This window comes from Aureitalea marina, from assembly GCF_002943755.1.
Taxonomy (GTDB): Bacteria; Bacteroidota; Bacteroidia; order Flavobacteriales; family Flavobacteriaceae; genus Aureitalea; species Aureitalea marina.
Genome location: NZ_MQUB01000001.1, coordinates 1 through 15338 on the forward strand (window position 1 = coordinate 1; position 15338 = coordinate 15338).

Consider the following 15338-nt stretch of genomic DNA (forward strand, 5'->3'; position numbering starts at 1 on the left):
AGATCTTTTTCACAGGCAGAATGTGCCCGGTTATATTGATCATATGGCAGATCATCAGCAGACGGGTTTTCTCGGTGATCGCTTTTTCGTAAAGTCCCACGATGTCTTCATCAGATTTCGGATGGTTAGGAACCGAGACTGTATTGAGTTTTACCGAGTAGCGCTTGGAGACTTGGGCGAACATATCTTTCATAGCCCCGTAATCCTGTAAGGCGAATACAGCCTCATCACCTTCCCTCCAAGGGAAACCTTTGATGATCATATCCAGGGATTCGGTGGTATTGCGGGTAATGACCAGGTTCTTGGAATTACAACCTGTGACCTCAGCCAGTTTGCTGGCCATCCTGGCCTTGTTCTCCCACTGAACAGTCCGCATATAATAGGAGCCTTCATAATTGACCATTTCAATGTGCTCCTGCAATTTCTTTAAGGTAGGTTGAGGGATGATGTTGTAATATCCACTTTCCAGATTGATGTAATCCGGTTTCAATTTGTAATCGGAACGGATCTTGGCCCAGAAGTCCTCATCGGCGTAAAGCAACTTGTCATTAGCTGGTATCTCTGCTGTCCAGTTGGGGAGATCCAGGGAAAGCAAAGGCAGGCCCGTTCCTGCCAGGGCCAGGGATCTTAAGAATTCACGCTTCTTCATGGTCGGATTGTTTGTTTTAAATATAACAAAAGCAACCCGAAGGTTGCTTTCTATTTATGAATTCCGACTTAGTCGATCTTTTTATAATTTTCCGAGAAATAACGATTTCCGTCATTGTCCATGGCGATCTGCCGGAATCGGCCTTCTTCGAATTCCAGTTCAAACCGAAAGACCGTAATGGTGTCAATAGCCTGCATCATGGGATTGGACCCGTACTCTATCCTTTCTTCCAACCAATCATCTGCTATGGAATAGGAACCGTACCCAAACCATTCCAAGGTATCTTTGGGGTTGTACCGGGTCCACATGACCTTGCTGTGGCTGTAGACTTTAACCTGCCTATAGCCGTGCATATTGGCAGCGGTGTCCACCACCTCGTTGTTCTCATAGAAATATTGGTCTTCTAATTCCCAGACACCCTGTAAACGGGGATCATGAGTGGGTGTTTCATGGGTTGCCGCAGCCAGTAGAATTGCCGATACCACAACAACAAACAGAATGATGCTTAGCTTTTTCATGGTCAGGTGGTGTTTAGAATTGTACCAGTTAAGTTAGTGAAAATAAACGTAGGTTCCTCGTTATTAGGGAGTAGGACGCGTATTATCTTACAGTAGGAGTGTATAGTAACGTTTTAATAACTCCTAAATCTTGCCCTCAGAGATAGAAAGGTTTTGATTCGTAAGTTAAATTTTGACTGAATGAGACCAGCATATACCATGATGATCGCAATAACTCTTGTCTTTACCGCTTGTAAGGATGAGGGCCGATCAAGATCAGAGGATAAGCAAATCGTTTCCGAGAAGGTGACCGGTGAATCACTCTCACGGATATACTGCGCCTCCTGCCATCAATACCCTCCACCATCGACACTGGACAAGGAGACCTGGGAAGAATTCATGCTTCCCAGAATGGGCTATATGTTTGGGATCTATAACTCGCAGGAGGAGAGAGAGGCCCTTTTCGAGAAGAACGAAGGTGGAGAAATTGTGCGAAGAAGCAACTTGTTTCCTGCCCAACGAACCATCGACAGCCTCGATTGGGAAATGATAGTCGATTACTATCTGAAGAATGCACCTCTGGAACTTGCGGAACCTGACAAACTGCCGATCGCCATGGACCTTGATCGATTCGAGCTGATCGTTCCAAGCCAGAAGGTACGGGTGCCCAGTTCCACTATGGCCAATTTTGCACCCGATGGTTCAATTTATCTCGGGGATGCCATGACCGGGAGCTTCTCGGTGTTTAGTTCCGATCTTCAATTACGTTCTACCGGTAACGTACAGGAAGGTGCAGTAAGCCTCTTCGACGATGGCGAAAGATTTTGGTTAACGGTTATGGGTAGCTTTTCGCCCACAGATGCTCCAAGAGGTCTTATCGCGACGCTGCCTAAGACGACAGGGGAGAATGCATCTGTCCCGATCACAGAGCTCCAGCGTCCCGTCCACAGTAGTTTCGGGGACATGGATGGTGATGGTGACCAAGATGTTGTAGTAGCTGAGTTTGGCAAATGGACCGGTGCCCTTTCCTTACATCTCATGGAAGACGGGGAATACCGAAAGGTCGTTCTCCACAACACACCAGGTGCAATAAAGAGTTACATAAAGGATATGAATGGGGATGGCAAACTAGATATAGTCGCACTTTTTGCGCAAGGATCGGAGGGAATAGACATCTTTTACAACGATGGCCGGGCAAATTTTCGAAGGGAGCGTGTATTGGAATTCAGTCCCTCCATGGGAAGCAGCTTTATGAACCTGATCGACTACAACAAGGACGGTTACCCTGATATAGTCTTCACAGCGGGGGACAATGCAGATTACAAACCATTGATGAAACCCTGGCATGGGGTCTATATTTTCATCAATGATGGCCAGAACAATTTTCGGCAGGAGGTTTTCCTGCATCTCAACGGGGCTTACAATGCAGTTGTAGAGGATTTTGACCTGGACGGGGACACGGATATTGCGGCCATCTCCTTCTTTCCGGATTGGGTGAACACTCCGGAGGAGGGTTTTGTGTACTTCGAGAACGAGAAAGGTGAATTCAGTGCCTCCACCTTTGAACAGGTGAATGCAGGACGATGGGTGGTCATGGACGCTGCAGACTATGACCAAGATGGAGACTTAGATCTTGTACTTGGCTCCTTGGCATTTGAGGTAGTGCCTAAACTGGGTTATGTTGAAAAATGGGTAGAAAAAGGCATTCCTTTCATCGTTTTAAAGAACAGATCCCGTTAAATGCTGTTTAGAAGGCTTCTAAATAAATTGATCGATGATCTGTCGTTACAGCTTTTGAATTCTTTGGCACACCCCTTTTTAGAAATGCCGATTCAGCAGTGGCAGGCATTTATGGAATATGACTGTCGGATTTACCCTTCGTAGACTACAATACGCTGTATTACAGAATTGTAAATTAACGTTGAACGTATATCGATATCAGTTAACGTTGTCCTAAACTTCCTAACATTCAGCTTACTTTTTTTTTAAAGTCAAAATAGTTTTCGCTAACAAGGCGCGATTAGTTTTACGATGGTTTATAATCAAACACTAAAACTAAACGCATGAAAATTAAAGTACTATCATTAATGTTATTTGCCTTTACCCTGACATTGGTTGGGCAAAACGAATTTCCATCCCGAGTGGTTGAAATCGACTGGGAGGCCACCGAAGTAGTGGTTCCCCCTTCTCCATTTCAATATCAAGTCCTATTTATAGGAGGGGAGGATCTTGTTCAAACGGGAGAAAATGAAGCTGTTCCTGCCAAACAGTGGCACGATTTCATTGGATTTACTCCTCTTACCGCAGAGGATTGTGTGGACGATCCTAACGCCCTCGGATGGGTATCCATTAACCACGAACGCATCACTGCCGACGACAAGATTGGTGACGGTGGGGGAATGACTGCCTTCCTTTTGGGCCGCGATCCTGGTAACGACGAACTATACGTTATTCCCCAGACTTTGTCTGATGGTCGTTCTGGAGATTTCTTCAATGTTGATTTCAGCAATGTTGGAGAAACCGGGATGAACTGTGGGGGGATCAACTCCATAGTGGATGGTCGTATCTGGACCGCCGAAGAGTGGTTCCGAAACAGCAATGATGACATTTACGACGATGGCAACGGAGTACGGGACACCACAGACTACGTCATCAAATATACTGAGTTCGATGCCGCCAATTTCCAAACCATTCCTAAGTACCAGAACTTCAACTGGATGGTAGAGATCGATCCTCGTGAGGCTAAAGCCGTTCGCAAGCAGTACAACTGGGGACGTCAGCCTTTTGAAGGAGGAACTATTGCTGCAGACAATCAAACGGCTTACCTAGGCGCAGATGCGACACCAGGTTTCTTTACAAAATTCGTAGCTGATGAGCCAGGCGATTTCACCAAAGGTGATACCTATGTATACAAACACGACAATCCGGGAGAGCCATGGGTTCTGATCAACAATGCTGATTTTGACAAAATGTTGAACTTTAAGGACGAAGCTGTTTCTTCTGGTGCGACCATGTTTAACCGTTTGGAATGGGTAACCATCGACAAGAATACAGGTAAGATCTATATGACAGAAACCGGTCGTGATAATCCTGCCTCTCGATGGGTAGACGAAGAGGCCGAAGGAGCCGTGTACGCTCCTCACCACATCCAGCGTGCAGCAGACCAAGGAGCTACAGGTCCTGGAGATGATGCCTACTGGGATTACTATGGACGTGTATTGGAATTTGATCCAGCTACCGGAGAGGTTTCTATATTCCTGGAAGCGGGTCCTTATTTTGCGGAAAGTCCGGATTTGGCTGATTATCCTGCGAAGCATCTGTCAAACCCTGACGGGCTGAACATGCTTTACGTAAACGTGGCTGGACAAGACAAGACCTACATGCTTGTTCAGGAAGACCTCAACGGAACATCTTTTGGACGAACTCCATCAGAGTATCCTGACGACAGGATGTGCGAGTTGTACTTACTGGATATGGAAGTTGAGAACCCAACTGTAGACGATCTGATCCGTCTGACCCAGACGCCACGTGGAGCTGAGATCACCGGAGCTTGTGCCACACTAGATGGCAAATCAATCCTTGTTAACTCTCAGCACCCTGATGGTGCCAATCCATTCCCATACAACAACTCCCTGACCTTTGCCATAACCGGGTTTGATGATTCGGGTGCAATCGAAACGCTATCCGCTCCGGATTTTGGAGATGTGAGTGACGATAGTTTTATAGCTTATCCTAATCCTACAGAGCGAATAGTCTACTTTAACAAAGTGGTCGATGTTGCTTTGTATGACATAACCGGAAAACGGATTGCTGTTTATCGCGATGTGAAGTCGATCGATATAGGTGGACTGCAAACGGGGATGTACTTGCTGAAGACTGCTGACGGCGATAGCAAGAAACTACTAGTGAAGTAATTTTCTCATATATGTTTTAAGTAAGAACTGGACGTTCCTTGTGAACGTCCGGTTTTTTAGCAAAAATTTCGGAACATGCGAACGGACTCCTTATTATTGGTTGGTAGTTTATTTATTTCATCATTGCTTATTCTTGTGAGCCGACCGGTCATTAAACAGCAACCAGCCACCTACACCCAAAAAGCAATCGGACAGATCAATCAGCAATTCAAATTGGATCTAAAACGATTTGAACGTGAATTGGTAAGATTTGAGAATGCGGTTAAGGACTTCAGCACAGAAGAAATCCTTGAAAAGGACCTGCGAAATTCCTACCAATCGCTGCGAACTAGCTTCAAAAAAGTAGAGTTCGTCTTGGAATATCTGGATAAGGAGGCCTATGATAAGGTGCTTAATGGAGCTCCACTTCCCAAATTAGAACCGAAAGTAGCCGACTTCAACATACTCCAACCAAAAGGACTACAGGTGATCGACGAGCTGATGGCGGAAGAGGATTTATCTGCAGTATTAGATGACCTGGTTTCTCAGTCAAAAAAATTATCCACTGGGGCAACTAGCGTAATAGCCTTCTCTAAGGATAGGAGACTCACTGATCGTCAGTTCTTTGAGGCTTGCCGTCAGGCTATAATCCGTATGGTCACCTTAGGGATTACCGGATTTGACACTCCAGGAACAACCATGGGCATTTCGGATACATATACAGTATTAAACTCATTGCAACAGTCCTTTCAATATTACGAATATGAACTGGAGAACGTGAAACAGCAACAAATGTTCAAAAAAGTCAATAATCTTTTTGATCAGGCTGGACGTCAGACCAGGAAAAAAGGATTTGAAAACTTTGATCGGTTAAAATTCATCAAAGAATATGCTCAACCTTTATATGCCAGCTTGCTCGAAGTTCATCTCGCCTTGGACTATGAAACCATTGAAGAGGTCTCCCGCTTTCCATTAGCCGTTAATTATACAGAGGACAATATCTTTTCTGAAAATTTCCTCAATCCATTTTACTATGTGAGCCTGGAAGACAGCGATCAGGTTGACGACCTGGAGGAGTTGGGGAAGTTGTTATTCTTTGACCCTATACTTTCAAGTGACAATCGGATGTCTTGTGCGAGTTGCCACTTACCGGAAAAAGCCTTTACAGACGGGATGAGAACTAGTATTTCCAATACAGGTCATCCTTTAAAGCGCAACTCCATGACACTTAATTATGCCGTTTATGCTTCTGGCTATTTCCATGATATGCGCGTAAAACGCTTGGAGGACCAATTTGAACACGTCGTTTTTTCCGAGGACGAATTTGACAGCAATTATGCCAGCATAATTGATAAATTAAATAAAAGTCCGAAATACGCAGACCGCTTCCAAGCCATTTTCCAAGACCCAAGGTCAAAGATTAGGAATCACCATATTGATTATGCGTTGACGGCCTATGTTATGAGCCTCAATTCGTTTGACAGTCCGGTGGACCAGTATTTTCAGGGAAAAAGAGAAGATTTGCCGGCTGAAATTAAACGAGGATTTAACCTTTTCACAGGGAAAGCTGCATGTGCAACCTGCCACTTCGCTCCCTTGTTTTCCGGGACAGTTCCTCCACTTTATGTAGAATCTGAAAGTGAAGTTTTGGGTGTTCCAAATGACAAAAACACCCCTCTTGTTTTAGACGACGATAGGGGACGAATCTCCAATGGTAATATGCGGGAAGTTGCAGAGTTCTTCGTGAGTTCTTTTAAAACTCCAACGGTTAGAAATATTGACAAGACAGGGCCATATATGCACAACGGTGTGTTTGCGAGTTTAGAGGAGGTTATGGACTTCTACAATGAAGGTGGAGGGGCTGGTCGTGGCATATCACTGGAGCATCAGACGCTCGCTCCCGACCCACTTGGTCTAACGAAGCAGGAGATATCGGATATCATTGCATTCATGAAGGCTCTTTCGGACACTACCGTTTACGACAACCACGTTCAATTGCCACAGGATTTTAGTCAGCAGCGTCTCAATGGACGACGTGTCGTTGGCTTCGATTAGATATTCTGACCAGGTAAAGCCATGGTATTGAAAAGCTTGGCCTTAGTCATGAACAGTTTATTCTCCAGATCGATCTCCTTCAACTGGGCGTCGATCAGTTTGGTCTCCCGGGCGTTGATCAGGAAGAGGGAACTGTCTCCTACGCCAAATTTGCGCTCTTCTGCCCTGAGCATCCTCTCGTAATTGACAACAATATCCGAGATCAACCCTCGCTGAACCACATAAGAGTCTAAAGCGGTGTAAACCTGGGCGATCTTGTTTCTCAACCGGAACTGCTCACTAATCAGGTCCAGGCTGGCGTCCTGTAGCTTGATCTTAGCCAGTTTCAGATCTCCTCTTTCTTTCCTCAGGAACAGGGGGAAGGCAAATTCGATCCTGCCTTTGTAGTTAGCCGCCTGGAAGGAATTTCCAACGTCTGGGGTTTCGGTCAGGAAATTGTACTCCAGGTTAATGACAGGCAACAATCGGCTGGCCTTAAATTTTTGGTCCACCTCCAGTTGCTCTACCTTAAAGCGCATGGATCGAAGTTTAGGATGCTCATCCAGGGGAATATCACTGAGCGGCCTTTCTTCTATACTAAGGGTCAGATCGATCTCCCCATTGAGTTCTAAAACTGGTTTGACGGTCTCTTGCAGAATCACTGGAACCTGGTCTTCCAGCCACAGATAGTTGGACAGGTTTAGTTCTGCTTTGCGCAAATTGATCCCTGCTTGCTCCAGGCTCAAAGTCCTGTTCTGAACCGGGATATATGCCTCTACGGTATCTATGGCTGCTTGGGCCCCTAATTCAACGGCACGGCTCACAGCTCTGTGTCGAAGTTCCGCGTTTTGGAGAAACTCCTCATAGGTCAGGGCTTCCTTATAAGCTTTGACCCAATCAAAATAGGCTAGGGATGCATCAAAAAGCAGTTGGTTGATCAACAGTTGCTGATCTGCAGCAGTTTGCTCCTGGAACAGTTTGGCTCTCCTTAGGGTCGCCATGCGATCATTTATAAACAGGTCCCGACCCACAGAGACGGAAATTCCGGCATTAAATAATCCATCATCCGGCACCGTTCTCTCCGGGTTCAGGAATTCACCGTCATTCTGTTCGAAGCCAGCCTTTAACTCTATCCCATACCAGGTAGGGATCTTAAAGGTTGCATTCAAAAGATCGTAATATTCACTACCCTTGAACTCTTTGGCATCGTAATCGACCTCCAACTTAGGATCGAACCCACCTCGTGCCTTCATCAGATTAGCCTGGGCGGCATCGATGGTGAGGTTGGCCTGCTTGGCTATGGGGTGATATTTCTTGACATAGCCCAGGTACTCCCTAAAACCGAGAACAATGGAATCCTCCTCGGCAGCTGCACTAGCTTGAAGCTGGCCAATGCACAGTTGAGGAGTGTATAGGATCAATATGAGAATTAATAGCCTCATTTTTTTACACTTTTATCGGCTAGAGCTGTCGTTGGCTGATAGTAGTTAGGAGGGAAGCCATTGAGTTGACGCCAGGCCTCAAACCAGATCGGTACATCGTCCAGTAGCGCAATGGTCTTGGCACCAGATCCTACTCGTAGCTCCTTTGGCCAAGGGTGATCGTCCGGATCTGGCGCGATAAGCACTCTGTATTTGCCGTTATCACTGATAAAGGTCTCTATAGCCACTACTTTACCACCATAGGTTCCATAGCTCACATTAGGCCATCCGGAAAATACTATGGCAGGCCAACCGTCAAATTGGATCCTGATCTTTTCCTCCAGGTGCACTAACGGAATATCAATGGGATCAACAAAGGTCTCGATAGCCAGCTCGGCATTGGCAGGCATGATCCCAACTAGTTGCTCCCCCTCTTTAATGGTCTCTCCAATCCCGGCCTTAAGTGCCTTGTTGATAAAACCATTTTGAGGTGCCCGGATATAATAGAGATCCGTCCTCATGGAATAGTTGGCATACTGATTTTCCAATTTGGTCACTTCCACCTCCGCATTAAACTGACTAGATTGAGCGGTGAACTTATCGCTCTCCGCTTTAGAGATCTTATCGATATAAGAGGCGTTGGTGCGGTCGATCTCTACCTGGGCATTGATCACCTCATTTTGGGTGGCCAGGTATTTGTTCTCCTGGGAGATCAACTTGGCCTGGGTCTCCTGAAGTTTCAGCTTCTTCTGCTCCACATCCACCACAGATTTCAACCCTTCTTCCTGCAACACCTGCGTCCGCTCATATTGCTTTTCTGCAATACTCAGGTTGGTCTTGGCTGCTTCCAGATCAATGCTGTCACTCTCCACCTTCAGCTCCGCCTGTAGCAGTTTGTTTCTTGCTTGCTGCAGTTTGAGTGTTCGCTCCCGCTTTAGGGCGTCGATCTGATTATCCAGGGACTTGACCTTCTCTTCATAAGAGGTCACCGCCATTTCCTTGGCATCAATCTGTAAACCGGTTCGCTCGACCAATCGAGGGTCGAAATACTCGTTCTTCACCTCAGATATATGCAAGATGGTGTCACCTTTCTGCACATAATCACCTTCTTGAACATACCACATCTCGATCCGTCCTGGTATGGGAGACTGAATGGTCTGTGGTCGCTGATTTGGCTTCAGTGTGGTTAGGAAACCACTTCCTGTAATATTCTGGGTCCAGGGGAGGAACAGGACCACGATCATGATCCCCGCAAACACTCTCAGAAAGCGATTAAAATAGCGAAAGTGCTGCTTGCTGAAAATATGCTGTCCTGCCTTGTACTTGGTCAGATCTACCCGACTGTAAACAGGGTTTTTAGAAATATTCAACATAGCAACTTATTTTTTTCGAATTAGTTTACCGTTTTCCAACATCAGGACCTGGGAACAACCCTTGGTCCAACCCGGAATTCTACTGGCCACCACTAAGCCCCATGGACGGTTTGGATGTGTGAGGAAATCCATAATGCGCTTAGCCTCTTCCGGATCAAATTGATCCAAAGGCTCTCTGAGTATCAATAGTTTAGGTTTGGTAACAATACCGCGGGCCAAGAGTAACTTCTTAGAAATCGTATAAGGAATTTGCTTGCCCTCAGGATAGATCATGGATTTTAACCCTTGCGGCTGGGCCTTAACAAATTCGATTAGGCCAGTCTCCTTAACCGCCCAGCGAACATCCTCCATACTTACGGCCTCATTGCCAAAGGTGATGTTCTCCAAGATGGTCCCTTCAAATGGAGACTCTTCGGTAAAGGACTGCCCTACATAGGATCGATAGTAGTTTCGGTGAATACCCTTCAGGCTGACATCGTTCACATAGATATCGCCGGCTGTGGGCTCGATGATCCCAGCCATCAATCGTAGCAGGGTAGACTTACCCGAACCATTTCCTCCCTGAATCAGGATTCGACAATGCGGACTCACCGTCATCCCAACATCCGATAGTATGATCTTTTGCTCCTCAGGTATAGCATATTCTACATCCTTTAGTTCGATGGTGAAATCCTGATCTTTTTGGAAGGGGTACTCTCCCTCTTGTGGCTCCAGTTCCTTATCCACCACCTGGCCGATCTTCTCCAGTGAGGTAAGCACGTCATAGATCGACTCCAACCCAAGAATCAGTTTTTCTACAGAGCTGATGACCAATAGGATAATGATCTCGGCTGCAACGAACTGTCCGATGTTCATTTCCTGTTGTAGGACCAGTATCCCTCCAATGGCCAGGAGTCCTGCAGTAACCAATACTTTAAATCCGATCATTTGAATGAACTGAATCACCAGCACTTTAAAGTGACTTTCTCGGGCATCCAGGTATTCAGCGACCAGGTTATCGTTCTTGTTCATGGCCAGGTTGGTCTTACCGGAAAGCTTGAAGCTAACAATAGACCGAGCCACTTCCTGTATCCAGTGAGCTACCTTGTATTTGTTCTTAGATTCTACCAAGCTGGTATCCATTCCTCGAACAGCGGTATACTTAAAGACCACATAAATGAGGAATAACAAGAGTATTCCATAGATAATGAAGAAGGGGTGATAAAAGGACAGCAGTAAGAGTCCGAAGATGATCTGCAGCAAGGCCGCGGGAAAATCCACCAGCAGTTTGGACAGTCCCTTTTGGACAGTTAACGTATCAAAGAACCGATTGGCCAACTCTGGGGGATAGTAGTTTCTCAATTCACTCATTTTGATCTTGGGGAATCGATACGCAAACTCAAAAGAAGACCGGGTGAAGATCTTTTGTTGAATATCTTCAATGATCCGGAATTGCATCAGTTGTAACGTCCCGCCGAAGGCCACCCCCAGTGTAACGAGAATCACAAGAACGATCCAAGAGGTGCTCACCTGAGCTCCTTGAATCAGGTTGATGATGGCCTGGATACCCAAGGGTAAGGAGAGGTTGACCAAACCGGCGAAAATCGCGTAGTAGAATACTTGAAGTACGTCTTTACGATCTAAAGCCAGCAAGTTAACCAGTCGTTGCCAGGCCGTTAGTAAGTTTTTTGCCATGATTACTTTCTTAAGGTGTTTAGAGCTAAGTGGGTAAAGAAATCGACGGCGGTTGTTAGTTTGTCGCAATTAGTAATGGAAGTAAAATGATCCTTCAGGAATTGCTGATAAAGCCCTCCTTCAATGATGGTACTCGCCAGACTAGCGGCGAAGGGATATTCGGGATTTACCCCTTGTATCATTTCTTCCAATCGGTGAACCAGGCGCTTATAAATGGAAAAATAACCTTCCTTGTTCTCTTCATCTACCTCTTTGGTGAGATAAGATTTGGAGAACTCGTTGATAATCACTCGGTTAAGCACGATCTCGTTGATATGGGTAAAAGCCTGATCCTGGGTTGTAGTTCTACAGAGAATGCCAATGGCTTTCACCAGTTTCTCCTGAGGATCAGTAATGCTGTTGGTTGCGAAGACCAATTGATACTCTATCCATCCCCAATACCTGGAAGTCAAATACAAAAGTAATTTGTGTTTGTTCTCAAAGTACCGATAGATTGAACTTTCATTAGATTCGATCCTGAGACCCAACTTTTTAAAGGTGAAGGCATCAAAACCGATCTCATCAAACAGCAGTATGCTGTGCTCAAGTATCCGACGTCCCAACTCGGAACTTTCAGGGTCCTTGAGATACAGTTTCTCGTGTATCGCGAAGCGTAAACTTGACAGTAATCGATCCATGACTAATATTTTGCCATGCAATAATAATAGTATTACTATTAATTAAGAGAGTAATTAACTTATTGTTAATAGAATTACTTGAATTTCAAGAGTTACAATTCGTAGTTTTGAACCAAAATCTGTTCCTATGCTTGATCTTATTCGCAATCGAAGAGCCATTTACCCGGCCCAGTATAATGATGAAATTATCACCAGGGAGGAATTAAAAGTCATTTTGGAGGCTGCCAATTGGGCACCTACGCATCGTCGGACCGAACCCTGGCGCTTTCACATCTTTCACTCAGAAGATAGCCGACGTCGATTAGCGGATTTTTTAGTCTCCACCTACGATCGGATCACGGATCAGCCCAAAGAGATCAAAAGAAAGAAGATAGGGGAGAAACCATTACAGGCCGGTGCAATCTTGGCCATTTGTTTCCAAAGGGATGCGGAAGAACGAGTTCCGGAATGGGAAGAGATCGCCGCTACAGCCATGAGTGTTCAGAATATCTGGTTACAGGCCCATAGTATGGGTATTGGTGGATACTGGAGTAGCCCGGCGCTAAAAGATCATATAGGAGATCATATCGTTCTTTCTTCTGGCGAAAACTGCTTAGGGTTCTTTTATTTGGGTCATTATGACGGCGAACTGCCAGAAGGTGCACGGCACTCTGGAATAGAGGGAAAGCTGAACTGGTACTAGAAGAAAAGTGACCAATTGTCCACAACCTGGTAAATAAAGAGTCCCAGGTAAATAAACGTAGCCACCAACTTCATGAAGGTCGATCCGAGGAAACCGATAAAGGAACCGAAGGCGGCTTTGAAAGCCCGTGTTCCACCGGTCTTGTTAAAGGCCATTTCCCCAACAAGTGCTCCCAGGAATGGGCCTACAAGTACACCAAATGGGATGGGTGCAAAAATCCCGACTATTAGCCCGACAAAGGTGCCGATTGCCCCGGCACGGCTTCCTCCAAATTTCCGAGTACCGATAGAGGGTATTATATAATCCAATATATAGATAGCAATTGCTACAACTCCTGTCACTGTAATGAACAGCCAGTCCATGGGCAGGGAGGGAGACAAAAAAAGTATGATCAAACCCAACCAGCTCAAGGGGGTTCCGGGGATCACAGGTAAGACGCTACCAATTATTCCAGCTATCATTAAAATGAAACCCAGGGTTAGGCAGAGGATGTCGATCATCATGCCTCATTAGACCATTTTACTCGAAATTTGTTACATTTTAACTAAATGTTTAGTTTAAACTAAGATTTTAGTTATATATTGCTCTCAGAAAATGAGAATTTGATGAAATCATTAACCAAGGCAGAAGAGGAGATCATGCAGATCCTCTGGGAGATACAAGAAGGGAATGTGGCTACCATGATAGAACATTATCCCGAACCCAGACCGGCATACAACACAGTGAGTACCATAGTCCGTATCCTGGAGAGTAAAGGTTTTGTTGGATATCGAAAGGAAGGTCGCGGGCATATATATCACCCACTGATCGGGAAACAAGAATACAGCAACCAAAGCATTAGTAAACTGGTGGATGGCTACTTTCAGGGCTCCTTTAATAGCATGGTGTCCTTCTTTGTAAAGAAGAACGATATCAGCACAAAAGAACTGGAGGCCATTCTTAAGGAGATCAACAAAACAGAAGAGTCATGATACATTATATACTACAGATTGTCATCTTCCAGGTGTTGTTCCTGGTTTGCTATGATCTTTTCCTAAGAAAGGAGACCTTCTTCAAATGGAATCGGGTTTATCTTCTTGCAACCTTGGGTCTTAGTTTTCTACTTCCATTTATCCAAGTGGCTGCCATACGAGAGAGCATTCCCGCTACCTATGTCGTCCAACTGCCAGCTGTTATTATCGAATCCGGAGCTTCAGAGGCCGCGGTTGCTAACTCATTCAACTGGACCAATGGCTTGGTCTACCTCTGGGTAGCCGGTTTGTTCGTTGCTTTGGCCGTGCTGGTGGCCAAAATATTCAGAATTCTGAAACTGAGAAGAAAGGGTGAATTGGTCAGTGGTAGGGAATTCAACCTGATCCGGCTTACCGGAACGGATAAGGCATTCACTTTTTTCAAGAACATATTTATAGGAGATCAGCTAAGTCCCTCTCAGTCTGAAGCCATATTGATGCACGAACGCGTGCACGTATCGCAGGGTCACAGTTGGGACCTGATGGTGATGGAATTGATGCGGGTTGTGCTTTGGTTTGACCCGCTGATCTATCTGTACCAGAAGCGGATGGTCGAATTACAGGAGTTCACAGCCGATCACCTGGTGGCCAGTCAGAACGACAAGAAACAATATTACCAACAACTGCTAAGTGCCGTTTTTGGAACGGAGAAAATATCATTCATCAATACATTTTTCAATCATTCATTAATCAAAAAACGAATAGTTATGTTACAACGCTCTCAATCAAAAAAGGTATTCATGCTCAAGTATTTATTGCTTATTCCACTCTTGGCTGCCATAGTGGTTTACACCTCTTGTACCCAGGAGACCGAGGTTCAGGAAGATCCTCCGGTATCAGATATGGTTTCTCAATTGATCACAGCCATAGAGGAGAAGGGAGACCTAAGCCCGGAAGACCGTAAAAGGCTTTTCGGAGTGCTGAACGAAGGAGGAGAAGCAGTCCACTTCACCGACGAAAATGGCAATGTGGTAGAAGGGAAACTTCGAACCAAGATGCACAATGAGTTCAAGTATAAAGATTCCAGGGGTATGATGGATATCGACCAGGTGCCTATCTTCCCGGGTTGTGAAAATATGAGCAATGACGAATCCAGAAAGTGTTTCATGGTAAAAATGACCGAACTGATCATCGCCAACTTTGATGTGGAGGCCATCAAAGCAGCCGGAATCGATTCTGATCAAAGAATGGCAGTTAGCTTTACTATAACAACCACAGGTGATGTCGAGGTCAATGCTGTAAAGGCAGGACATCCCGAGTTGGAGAATCAGATCAGGAATGCCATGGCCAAGGTGCCTAATATGACACCCGGAGAACACCAAGGAAAGGTCGTCGCCGTACAATTGGGCTTACCCATATTATATAAACTAGTAGACTAGCACCACTGAGAAACCGGGACAATTCAGTCCCGGTTTTTTTATGCCCTTT

The 15338-nt window shown here is 45.4% G+C and carries 13 protein-coding genes; 6 read left to right on the plus strand and 7 right to left on the minus strand.

From position 1 onward, the window contains the following. Both BST85_RS00005 and BST85_RS00010 read right to left on the minus strand, forming a co-directional pair. A partial coding sequence (locus BST85_RS00005; RefSeq protein ID WP_146090604.1) for an aminotransferase class V-fold PLP-dependent enzyme occupies window positions 1-649 on the minus strand: 649 nt, incomplete at its 3' end. Between the two features lie 68 nt (window positions 650-717). Then, window positions 718-1167 (minus strand): hypothetical protein, encoded by a 450-nt coding sequence (locus tag BST85_RS00010; RefSeq protein ID WP_104811376.1) that lies wholly within the window; start codon window positions 1165-1167, stop codon window positions 718-720. A gap of 180 nt (window positions 1168-1347) precedes the next feature. On the opposite strand from BST85_RS00010, the gene BST85_RS00015 reads away from it, so the two are divergent. The 3 genes from BST85_RS00015 (at window position 1348) to BST85_RS00025 (ending at window position 7094) form a co-directional block, all read left to right on the plus strand. Continuing rightward, window positions 1348-2886: an FG-GAP repeat domain-containing protein gene (locus BST85_RS00015; RefSeq protein ID WP_104811377.1), complete on the plus strand. Its 1539-nt coding sequence runs from the start codon at window positions 1348-1350 to the stop codon at window positions 2884-2886. A gap of 323 nt (window positions 2887-3209) precedes the next feature. Beyond that, window positions 3210-5060 (plus strand): alkaline phosphatase PhoX, encoded by a 1851-nt coding sequence (locus BST85_RS00020; RefSeq protein ID WP_104811378.1) that lies wholly within the window; start codon window positions 3210-3212, stop codon window positions 5058-5060. Window positions 5061-5135: 75 nt separating this feature from the next. Then, window positions 5136-7094, plus strand: coding sequence for a cytochrome-c peroxidase (locus tag BST85_RS00025; protein ID WP_104811379.1), 1959 nt, complete (start codon window positions 5136-5138; stop codon window positions 7092-7094). Here the strand turns inward: BST85_RS00025 and BST85_RS00030 are convergent. From BST85_RS00030 to BST85_RS00045, 4 genes are read right to left on the minus strand one after another with little or no spacing between them, the layout of a single operon-like run. Continuing rightward, the gene (locus BST85_RS00030; RefSeq protein ID WP_104811380.1) at window positions 7091-8515 is read right to left on the minus strand and encodes a TolC family protein; all 1425 of its coding nucleotides are present in this window, start codon (window positions 8513-8515) and stop codon (window positions 7091-7093) included. The genes BST85_RS00025 and BST85_RS00030 overlap by 4 nt on opposite strands. After that, window positions 8512-9867, minus strand: a complete 1356-nt coding sequence (locus tag BST85_RS00035; protein WP_104811381.1) for an HlyD family secretion protein — start codon at window positions 9865-9867, stop codon at window positions 8512-8514. Before BST85_RS00035 ends, BST85_RS00030 begins: the two co-directional genes overlap by 4 nt. A gap of 6 nt (window positions 9868-9873) precedes the next feature. Continuing rightward, window positions 9874-11541: a peptidase domain-containing ABC transporter gene (locus tag BST85_RS00040; protein WP_104811382.1), complete on the minus strand. Its 1668-nt coding sequence runs from the start codon at window positions 11539-11541 to the stop codon at window positions 9874-9876. A gap of 2 nt (window positions 11542-11543) precedes the next feature. Next, window positions 11544-12218, minus strand: coding sequence for a TetR/AcrR family transcriptional regulator (locus tag BST85_RS00045; protein ID WP_104811383.1), 675 nt, complete (start codon window positions 12216-12218; stop codon window positions 11544-11546). Between the two features lie 127 nt (window positions 12219-12345). Between BST85_RS00045 and BST85_RS00050 the strand changes: the two genes are divergently transcribed. Beyond that, complete coding sequence (locus BST85_RS00050; RefSeq protein WP_104811384.1) at window positions 12346-12900, plus strand: nitroreductase family protein; 555 nt, start codon at window positions 12346-12348, stop codon at window positions 12898-12900. Here the strand turns inward: BST85_RS00050 and BST85_RS00055 are convergent. After that, window positions 12897-13403, minus strand: coding sequence for a DUF456 domain-containing protein (locus tag BST85_RS00055; protein ID WP_342750367.1), 507 nt, complete (start codon window positions 13401-13403; stop codon window positions 12897-12899). The genes BST85_RS00050 and BST85_RS00055 overlap by 4 nt on opposite strands. A gap of 102 nt (window positions 13404-13505) precedes the next feature. On the opposite strand from BST85_RS00055, the gene BST85_RS00060 reads away from it, so the two are divergent. Continuing rightward, window positions 13506-13871, plus strand: coding sequence for a BlaI/MecI/CopY family transcriptional regulator (locus BST85_RS00060; protein WP_104811385.1), 366 nt, complete (start codon window positions 13506-13508; stop codon window positions 13869-13871). Then, window positions 13868-15289, plus strand: a complete 1422-nt coding sequence (locus tag BST85_RS00065) for a M56 family metallopeptidase (RefSeq protein ID WP_104811386.1) — start codon at window positions 13868-13870, stop codon at window positions 15287-15289. The genes BST85_RS00060 and BST85_RS00065 overlap by 4 nt, the downstream gene beginning before the upstream one ends. Window positions 15290-15338: the final 49 nt, after the last annotated feature.